Source organism: Legionella qingyii, assembly GCF_003184185.1.
In genome coordinates, this window is record NZ_QHJG01000056.1 from 4214 (window position 1) to 15985 (window position 11772).

Genomic DNA, 11772 nt, shown 5'->3' on the forward strand with positions numbered 1-11772 from the left:
TATTTACTACGCCGAGTAAGGCTGTAAGTATAACTACTAAAAGGAAATTAAGTTCCATCACTCCACGTCGTATATAATCATGTACCTTGTCATCCCTGACCTTTTTCGGTCGAGTAGTACTTCTAGAATCTACGAAACGCTCGTGCACCTCTATCTCAGTAATAAATACTATTTCCTACGAGAAAATATTGAGTAATAAAAGCACTTCTGATACTACAACAAAATTTAGGAAAACTACGTGCAACGGGTTTAACCCTATACACCTCACTCCGCGGAGCTCTAAGACTAAAGCTTTTGTACCGTCTTTCAGAGTAGGGATACGTACCCCTTAGACTAGGAAAAACCCAGTTACGGCGGGCTTGACAAAAACATAGCCAACGGAGGTGATACGCGGTACTAAGACTAGCGAGTAATCTCTTTAATAATGCCGAAAACGAATGACCACTTAAAAGATGGAATCTTCTCATAAACGTTCCTTGCCGTCGACGATGAAATCAGTCACCATTTTAACTTTTTTGTCGTTAAAGGTAGGCAAGCCATTAGTGCTGAATAGAATTTAGTGACGTCAGAAATAGTCCAGAACTCTTCCTATTATTCGAACGTAAAAGGTAAGCACTGATGTAGGAACTACTTCTATCTTTTCCCACCAACAAATAAAGTAGGTTACCTCTCGTTGTATTTTGGAATTTTGGTGAGTAAAGCTACACCAATCGATACCGAAGGAATTGCGAAAACTCGAACAGCGGATTAGCTCTTGCTGCATAAACCAAACAGACACTACTCAATGGATCGAATGTATTTGAGGGAAATGAACCACTCTGCTAACGGCTTCATGCATTTAAACCGCCGACAAAAGAAAACCCTTACGTTTCGAAAAGTGTCGAGTGATTCCAGATACCAGTTTCACCTCGATCTCTTTAAAAACTAAATGAGTTATGAGCAAAAAAGAAAGCGTCGGGTTCGTCGCTATACCGTGCGGATCATCGGTCACTTGATCCCCTCCTTCTTTAACTTCTCAGATCCCTTTTAATAAGAATACCACGGTTGTCGTAGGCTCTACCATAGAGGAATCCTTCAGTTGCTCACTGAGCAGGATAGCAACGAATAGGTCTTTAAAACCTTGAGTTTCTAAATTGGACAAAAAACGCAGAAGGTCCAGGAATAGGTCACTGCTTCAACCGTTAAGTTAATTATGTTGCACTATGTGGTTTGAATCCAAAATAGCCATCTTTAAATGGACTTGAGTATTGTCTTCTACAGAGTTCCCATCTACTTCGTTTACTTAGTAGTCCTGTTCTAGACCTTGTCCGAAGTGCTTTTCACTTTCTTTCGGTTGAGTATCTTATATACCTAATCCCTATTGATACGAGTCATATGTTGGTGATTTTAGTCGTGTTCCACGTCGTCTGATAATACGTCGTTGTAAGTTAATGATAAGTCCACTACGTGTTAGATACTCCACCAATCCTGTTCGATCGGTCTTCTACGTTGATAGACCTTATCACCTTTTCTTTGTTTACGAGCGAAATAATCTCCCATTTTACGGACTACCAGTCAGCGATGTTTTAGAAGTTCCGCTTGTAGCGGGACCAAAACTATACTGAAAAAGACGTGGATTTTCACAGAGGGATAATCACCCTAATCCGCAGCGTGGACTTAATCAAGTTATAGTACTACTTCGTCATCGGATACGGTATCCCGTCTAACTTTTCCTTAAACGTCTTTGAGCTCAAAGAGCCGTACCCCTCTAAAAAAAACTTTTCTGCCCGTTGAATCGTCAACGTCGCAAATCCGTTGGTTCAAGGGCACGGTTACTAGGCCGCAACGTATGCGTGACACAGTGGTACTTGTACTGAAAAGTACTTCCTTTTCGTGCCAGAGAACGCTCGCTGTGTAGTTCTTTTATACCCCAATAGCTCGTTTAAGTTTTATTACGAGTAATAACACCTAACTAAATAGCAGTTATAAATCGGTTAGCTGACTTTCTCCGTTTTAAGGGTAACTCCAATTCGCCTCTACCCAATAAACTTTAACTACCGTAGGGACTCTTTCAGAATGTCCTTAAAAGGTCTTCCGCACTTCTGTAACTTGCAGTGTACCTCCTTTTTCCGACCTCACCACGTTTTTCGCGGAGTCGCCGATGTAACGAGTGGGCGTTCTTGTTCCTTCTCACACTGTAGTGACAAAATCTTTTTCTGACCTTTCTCGCGCGTTTTCTAAATCCCAAACTACGTGTTCGAAAATACGTTTTAGCTTTAGTTCATGTTGGATAAAGAACCAAGAGTCGGTAATTTCTATTTAATTACCGAAATCAACCGTTTGTTTGGGTTCCCTTTTCAGGGAGTCTTTTCCTTCGCCGATATCGGACGTATGTCCAACGATGTCTTTGTAATTCAGTCGCGTGGAGTTATAAAAGTCTTTCCCCAAATCGCAAACTCCGCTACTTTGTATCGGAACAAATGGGATTTCGTCACAGGTTTCTTAGGTAATTACTACGTTAAGTTGTGCTTTAATTCTTAGTTAGAAATATAGTTCGAGCTACGGTCCTTTGCCCTGTCGCTAAAAATTGGTGAGGTACCGAAAACTGGTATCTCCGTCTTTGAGAACGCGCTTAACTTGTGTTATTTCCCCAACAAGGACGATAACGGTGGTTTCTTTGTCAGTTTCATAAAGTTTTCGTCGCTTCGGGTAATAACGGAATAGGGTACTGGTTAAGCGTTTTTCTCCGGTACGAACACAATAATTGGTCATTTCTGGCGATAAATCGGTAAGTTCCAATACGTCCACAACGATTTTGTAGCTACGAAAGACTTCGTTTTAATGACCAACTCCGTGTTCCGATATTTGAAGCACCACAATGGCATCGTTCGAGACGACGGATACTTAATGTCCTTTTTCGTCCCTAATTTTGTCTGCACAAGGGTGACCATGTAGTTCTTGATTTTCTGCGTGGTTAACGAAGAAATTCGTTCTGGTATAAATATCAGCTACTTCGTAGGTACGAAAGAAGAGTAGTCCCAGTGCTTGACTACTTTGTATAACTTGCGTGGTTACGTTCCGATTATGAACAACCACTATTCCGTGTCAATGGTTCACACTTACGTCCCGCATATAAACCGAATTGGGTCCTTATACCATAACTCTTGTGACATTACCTACTTTAACACTCCGTTTTTTTATGGCAGGATTTTCTCCGTCATTAACGACGATGAGTTCCTTTCCATTCTCTTCGAAATCTGTTTCACCTACAATTTCTTGCGTGGTGAGTACTTCTCGCGTAATGAACCTAACGATTGGTAACCGAAAGGTACGGTGTTTTTCCAGCACTACTTTGAAATAATAAACGTGGGTGTGTACAAGTAGCTCTTCTTTAATGATTCGACTAAGCACTACCAAACTTTGTTCTTCCCTAAAATCGTTTTCTTCCACACGTGGTTTACCAAGAATTTCGTTTTTTCTACCTCGGATATGTCTCAGCTAAACAACGAATAATACTCTTCCCACTGTAACATGCAAAATTAGTCCTCAAATCTTTTTTACTGTAATTTAGTCCACTTATAATATGTCAACCTCTTTATTCGTTTTTCTTATCGGTTCTATTACACAACGGTGATTAATTACTTATACCTTTCAATTAAGTCAAATTTAATTTATTGGACGGTTTTATGTTTAGGGTATGACGCGGAAAACTTGCGTAATAGCTTGAAATAGTACGTTTTAGAAACCTCGATAACGGCCCTCTATTCCAGTACACCTGTGCGTTAAAGTTTAGGTTATTGGACTCTTTGCCGGTTACACGTTGGGAAGTACTTTAATTTCTTTTACGTGAGTAAAAATAATGGTTTCTTCCGGTAGTTAATTGGTATCTTGTATGGGTAGGTCGGAATTTCGTGGAACTGATGTCGATACAGGACTGGTTGATATTCCAAGTTCCTTTTCTACGCGGAAAACCACAACCCAATTACCTTAGGATAGTAGCCAAACCGAGATGGGATTTATTAAAAATGCACGTTTAAAGATCTCGGCATGTTCCATACTAAAACCACTGCCTATTATTCCTTCTTGACCAAGCACGATAATCTTCTTTATGGCTACTTTTTGGTAGGCGTGAGCTATCCTATAGTTCACTCGTTGATCATGCGGTACTCCTTGCTAAGTCAGTGGTATTATCGGTGAGTTATGTCTGTCAGTAACGATTCTTCGTCCCCAAACTTAGTGTTTTAAATTGTTTGAGTGACTTAGTTTTTTAGTTATACCTACTGGATAACAAAATGTCATTTTTTTGTCTTTATTTAGCAGTCAATTAATTTCTTAATCTCGATATTTTAGTCCTCTTTAATACGGTGCATGATGGTAAAGTGATGGTTTATTGAATGTATTAGCATAGCGTAGGGAACGCTATTTTTTATTACTAAGGTACAGAGTATACTAATCAGATAATTAAGTCCAGCCTAATTTAGTAACCAAACTCTCTTTACTGGTAAATTCACTTTTCTGTCGGCAGCTTTTTGTAACGGTAGTTGATTAGTAAGTCTACTTACGCAACTAATTTTTATAAAGCCAACTCGATAATGTCGAATTATCCCTCCTGAAACTATTCAATGTCGTTCGCCGTAACCACTTTATATTACTCAATGTTTTATACATACTCCTTTTACAAATTATACAACAAATCAAAATATCCCATTTTTTTTCGCCACGTTTCACCACTTCTTACTACTTGGACACTACTTACAACACCACTTATCAATTTTTTAATAAGGTCGTTGGGAATATTTTATACCTAAAAAACTGAAATAAGAAGTATGAATGAGAAGTGGTGTGTAAGTAGTCGAAAAATTTGAATAAAAAGGAATTACAGATAACTTTTAGGAATATTTATTTCTTCAATCATTCGTATGAAATTATTACGCTATCCACACACAACTTGATATATCTTAGAAATATCCAAACTATGAGTTTTATTCGGAAAATTTTAAAAAAACATAACAAATTATGTCGCGTAAGGTAACGCGCATACACTACCATTCAAGAGTAAACCGTTTAACTCATTCGTTTGAATATCTCAGTCCATTCTCTTATACCGCAAAATTCAGTAACTAGAGAAAGGTGAGAAATGGTAATATTTGTCTGTGTAATAATCATTAGTAAACTTAAAACGTTATACCCGTCGGTAATTCGAAAAGAAAATCTTCATGATGAGGTAAAACCCGGAACACTAGTACGAAAACTAAATTGTATAGTTGTTTAAGGAAACTAAGCTAACCCACTCATATATCGAGTAGTATTATACGTCGTTTTCGTAGTCTTAGACTTTTCGAAAACCTAAATCATGGGTTGTTAGATTTTATAAAAGGCGTAAAAAGCGTAAGTCCCATAACATTTTCATAGTACCGTTATTTATGCGGTGGACGGTATTTCGGTTGCTTAACTTATTATCGGTTTTTTATCGGTTTTATTGGGTGAAGTGGACAAAGTTATACTCAACCTCGGGATGATTTTCTTTTTCACATTACACTGAAACTTTCACACTTAAAATGTATTAGTTATTTACTTTATTTAACCGAATGAACACAAGGTAGTAGTTCTTATTCTCAGTACATGACTTTTATTATCTAGTTGTTAACTCATTTCTGACGTTAATAATCGTAAACGTTTTTATCATGGAACCAACCAGCAAATACTTTTATATTCGTTGGTTTTATCATAGGACTACGACGTCGGTATGGTCAGTTTTATCGCGGTTATCCATAGTGGTGGGTTTGTGAATCTCATTTTTTTAGTTTAAGGTATACTAACCTTGTATGTTATTGGTTATAACGACAGTCATGACTTCATTAGTTTGGTGTTGATCGTTGGCGGTCACTTAGTTTATCAAAAGAGTATCATGTTGGGGTTTACTTTACCCGCCTATAATAGGTATCACGAGAATTTTACGTTAATTAACTAAAATACTATCTCTACTAAAATACTTTTTCATTAGCTATAACCTGGAAGTAAACAGAAATGAAATATATTTTGAGATAGCATAAGGGACCTAATCCAATTAATATTTAGTTAGTCTAGTTTAGTAACAGAAATCCCGTTATCAGTTGGTGAAGAACGGAACTGTTCCCAGAATACTAATGCATCGTAGCGGCTTTTTACCCGTATAATACTAGTTGTACCAAAATATTACTTAAACTTATTATAGTTAAAGCTGATTAACATTTAGTATATATTCTAATTTGACTTTTTAATATGGTTAACCTCGTTATCCTATTAGGGTAACGAAATTTAGGCGATTTACGTTTTGATGAGTTGTTGGAGTCTCTTTTTTCTACCTTTAACTATTGTTATTGGCTATACTTGTTAATCTTGTGAGATACTAGTTGTAACGTCAACTTTCGACCGCAAAAAGAGCTCACAAATGCTCCTAACACTTATTCTACCTACGGCCTCTCCAATTAGCAATGCAATTGGTTAACGCAATGAAAGTTTTTTTTTAGCTTCTTTCAGATCTTCAACAACCGGAATCCGATCAGTTACAACTCCCTGTTGGAAAGCTAGGACCATAGCGGCGAAGACGAGATTTAAACCCACTAAAACTCGGTCTTCTATGCAACGATTATCTAGTTTACCATCTCGGCTAATAATACTCACGAGTTCCTGAATTTTTTGTCCCCTGTCAGTATGACGCTTTCCACTTATATACTTTATGCAACCTTAGCTAGAACCGTGTTGTTTGTCACGTTAAACAAGAATACTACCCCGCAGTCAAGTGGAGATATTCTCAGGTCTAGTTTTACTACAATGGGGCAGTCGATAGAAATAGCTATTCTCTCCGTTGTTTATGAATCCCTTTTCTCGTATGCTATCACGACGATTTTTAGGTCTATTACGACGATGTTTTAAGTTCGCTTACTAACCATGTTCGTGAGGACAGTTTGACCTACGACACCCAGATCAGTACTGAGGTCTTCTCACAAGGCGGCTTTAGGAATTTGATACAAAACCTATAGAAGGACTTCTTTATGCTTTATTACTTTCTTGACCATGACATTAATGACATGGTCGTCGCAAATTAGTTTACGTTTTTCTACGCTGTAACCGACGTCGACTTTACCGGCCAAATCCGTTTTAATGAAATTACGTCCTCGGACACCGTCGTCACTACTCACAATACTTCGTTTCTTCTTCACTACCTCAAAAAGAACAAAAACTGAATCCTCCTCCCTGAGAGCTATAACGATAACGTCTTTCGTAGTCACCTGCTCATTCGGATAATCGGGTACCGCCATAACGCTACACACCACCTTGTCTGAAACTAGCGAGTTAAAACCTGTTACAACAATTCGGGACCGAAAAAAGGGTTAAATTAGATGGTCTTCTAAATTCAAGTTTATAGTTCATGTTTAGTAATGATTCTTACACGGACACCCGACGTCTTTCTCGTTTTTATCTTGATAGTTGATTTCTCCTTAGACAGTAGTCAGAACGACTTAGTCTATAATCATAATCACTACTTAGACCACTCCTTTATATGTAACTATATGGAAAGTGTTCTTCTGAGGAACTACTTAATTAGAATCCATTTCATCTTCTTCGATAGGTCCGACGATCTCTTTGTGAACGATTCTCACCTGATTTAAGTGTACTACAACTTGCATAACATAAACATCCACCTGGTTGAGTTATATTCGGGGAGGCGCTATTTCATAGCAAACTTAATCCATAACGTGGTAGATATCTACAATTAGGGTACTGCCGCCATCGTCTTCCACGTCGTTATAAGCGGCTTAGCTAACTAACCCGAAGACTTTTCGCACCAGCCTTTTCACGAGCTCCATGTTATCCGTGTCCCTTAGACCTAGAAAGTAAATTGAAATATCGTTCTTGTGGTCTATGGTTTCGGTTCTAGTAGCGCTTCCATTGGCCAGGACAATAGAGACCTCGGCTCAAAGTTTAACTGTCAGAGCTATGCCCTACCAGTAGACCGGCTCATCCCAACTTTCTACCTCGCTCACAACTTGAAGTAGATAGCTTTGGTCGACTTTTATGTAAATTTTATAAACACAAACTGAGTTTGCCACCTGGATAATCAGACCAACTTCTGTTTTAACAGTAAAATGCATGTCGACGTTCGTAACTACGATAAGGACGGAGCGTAAGATAACCACATCTCCATACACTCTTTTAACCTCCAGCAGATTATGACCTAATAAATCAAGCACTTCCCCTCGTTAATGGGTTTTTTCCTTTCTTTTAAAAGTTTCGACGTCTTAGTAATTTCCGACCATCGGGAAGGTGAAATTTTAAGTTTGAAACCCTTCCACTCTATAGACTGGGTTAACCGCTATTGGCGAAATAGCCATACAAACTCTAATTTCCACAACTAAAGCTACTACCTTAATAAAGTCATCCACGACTCAATCAAACGCTTATACTTCATGATCTAAGTCCCTTATAATAATAACTCCAGTGCCACGGTAGGTAACCTTCAAGTAAGGTATCGCCCGCATTAAAAATGAGAGCAGTTCTACCCGTTTAACTGATATGGTTTCGTAGTTTCAATCAGGTTCTGGTTAGTCTCTTTTACTATGTCGCAGAATTACTTTACTGTAGTTTCTAGTTACTACTAGCTGATTTAGTTCGTGCTCTGTGTGACCTAGTTTGTACGCCTAATTTAGGATTACTCTCACTGGGACTTTGTCAATTTGTCCGATACCTATTATAAGTTCTTTAATCCGCTGCAGATCGGTATTAAGCGTTTCTCGTAAATTTTCTTTAAGCAGTCTATCTCAATCTGTTTCAACAAGTAAAAAAACTCGTCAATCAATCTGTCGTACGAGCTAGTAGTCTCCTAAGAAGAAAACTTTTAGAATCATTTTGTCGAGTTGCGCGTTAACTATTATTATCGTCACTAAAACTTCGTGTAGAAAGACTTGAAGCATTATCTTTGAAATACTAAGATACCGCTGTTCTAACCAAATAGTAACTGGCAAAATTGACCAATTTTCTTCTGAGAATAGATAAGGGACTACAAGTACTCGTATGAGTTAATTAACTTCGTCCCTAACTCCGAGAATGCCCATTACTATACCTTTTTGACGCTTTTTAACAACGGTTAGAACTAAGACGAGCATATCCAAGACAATTACTTCTGCTCTACTATCGACCGAGTTTATAACAGGCCCCCATTGATACCGTTATTTACGAACCGATGGGTAACCGATGTTCGAAGGACTACCTCGTTATCGGTCTTAACGATAAAAACTTCCATATCTAACCGTCTAATAACTTCAGGACTCACCACCATCTCGTAACTAACGAGTACTGTTTGAATGTGTTGTCACCTAATCAAGACCTGAATAACTAGTACTAAGTAATTGACGAAAAATAAAACCCTTAGTTGCGAAGACCAGCTAAAGGACATCACGTTCAGTCTTAAACACAGGACATAGTTTCTAATCCGGAGGTTTATGCTTCTTACACCGTGAATATAAACGTGTTCGTAAATTTCGCTGATCTCTTTAGTGATCACCCAATAGTGAAGTTCTACGAGATATATAACTTTGAAATTTGGCTGATAATGGATGGATATCATGACCGGGTTTATGACTGCTACTAAAATAAGAACCAATAACCGATTGACCACCGCAATTGTAAAGGCACTCTAGAAAATCCGTTAATACATGGGATTCACGGAAGTCACGGCGACTAGAATTTCTATAACAACTTTGACGACCTGAGGTGAACCTGTTATTACTAGAACAAGAAAATTTTCCCTAACTTCGTAGGTATGTTTTACTCTTTCGTGTTGTTAAGCTTAACGGTCCAGCAGGTCTAAATCTCTCTAAATAATTGCTTGTATAGTAAGTATAGTAAGTTTTGGCTCTTGCAATATTCGTCGAACCTTAACCTAAAGGTAGCCGTCAGTATAACGTACCTGGTGGACCTACACCCTTCTGCAAACGCCATCTCGTCAATTAACTAATAGAACCTACCGGTTCAAAAGTATAATTGCGTAGGTCATATCGGTCGGGTATATAAGTACTCTGATCGTTTTTCCATCGTCTCTAAAAACTATACCGAGAGTTTATACGTGGAAGTCATAACCAATAACTACTCTACCTTCGAAAGAATAGTTTGGCTCTTGATCCTAGCCCAGTGGTAGTACATCTTCTCCAACGTCTTAAAGACTCTGCATATGGTCTCCGATGTTGCTTACTACAAAACTAACAGCGTTACTGATTGGCACACCTATACTAACTAGGTCGTTATGAGGCTGCTCCAGCCAAGCTAGTATAGTAGTTCCATCTGATGCGATTACTCTATCTCCAAAATCGGGATAATCTTTTTGAAAATCGTGGTGAAGGTTTTCTTCTTCTATATCTAGATTATGGATAAAGTTTTCTCGAACGCCTGTCCGGAAACAGCCTACAACAAAAACATCAAGCTCTTCCCCGGGCAAATTGTCGTGCCAGTCCTTTTCTGTCTGAATCAGTTCTTTTAAACGATAGGCGTGACGTAAGTAGCGGACGTGCTCATCTCCTTTATATAACTGATGTCTTCTTAGATTTTTTCTCGTTGATCTAAAGCCAAAACGACCTAATAGGAGCTACCATAGACTATAACCGTGCTAGCAGTTTCTTCGTGTTCGGTTCTTTAATAGTGTACTATGATAAAGTCGTCTTTTGGTAGGTCTTTGATTAAATTATTTCCTATGACTTGGTTCAAGCCTCGGTTAAGTCTTTCGGAGCTGGTGAAGAACCTACGAACCCCAATTCTCTTATTATTAACCTACAGAACGACATTGCAAAAAAATAACCACAACCGACAGTAGCCGTCCTCTCCGCTATTGTTTACGGTTTAGTGTTTTATGATTGGGACGAAATTGATCTGGAAATTATAGTGGTGTTTGAAGCAGTGTTGTCTAAAGACTCTCCGGTGGTTAAAGATTAGCTGGGAGACTTCTTTTTGGTTTTTATCCTTATTTTTTATATGAACTTTAACGAGTCTAAGCAACCACGAACCGACTTTTCTAAGCGTAACTTTGTCGATCTTTTTATCAATTACCAATATAACGTAGACTACATTTAGCGAAATTATTCTACCAACCCTTGATATTAGCAGCGACACCTTTAAAAGCTATATCCGGTTCATTGAAACTTTCACGTTTTAGAATATAATTTTTAATAGCACGACATGAACTCAGGCTTCCCCGACGAGAAAAAAGTTCTTCGTGATAATCACAATTAAGGAGACTATTAGTACGAGAAGGTCTATTTTGAAATGTTCTTTAAGTCTTTTTTGATTTAGTTGAACCAATACTAAGTCCGATAGGTCTACCAAAAGACCCTCAATTTTGATTTGCTCGTTAAAATTTTAAAGTCCCGCTATACTCTTAATTATGACTATTCAATTGATTATTTTGGAATGAATTCGTGAACTCGAATCGTTTTGACTTTTTTCTTTTTGTTGAATTTTATGTTTTTTTAAAATATTGATCATGACTTTTTTCTTTCTTACACCTACGAGTAGTAAGTGAATTTAGACTTTATGGAGTTGTACGCCTCGATCTAATAGAACCAGTACCAACCCAAACGTCATCTCCTATATTCGTTTTGCCTTTACTCACATAGTTCCAGCAATATGGGGTTTTACGACTTGATCTAATAGAGCCGGTATCAACCTTAACGTCGTTCCCTATATTCGTTTTGCCTTTACCCACATAGTTCCAACTATATGGGTCTTTACGACTTGATCTAATAGAGCCGGTATCAACCTTAA

The 11772-nt window shown here is 38.0% G+C and carries 1 protein-coding gene; it reads right to left on the reverse strand.

Features of this window, described 5'->3' with window-relative positions; all coding sequences use genetic code 11:
- Positions 1-3129: 3129 nt before the first annotated feature.
- On the reverse strand, positions 3130-3429 hold the full coding sequence (locus tag DGG96_RS19770) for a hypothetical protein (RefSeq protein ID WP_110144195.1): 300 nt from the start codon (positions 3427-3429) through the stop codon (positions 3130-3132).
- Between the last annotated feature and the right edge of the window lie 8343 nt (positions 3430-11772).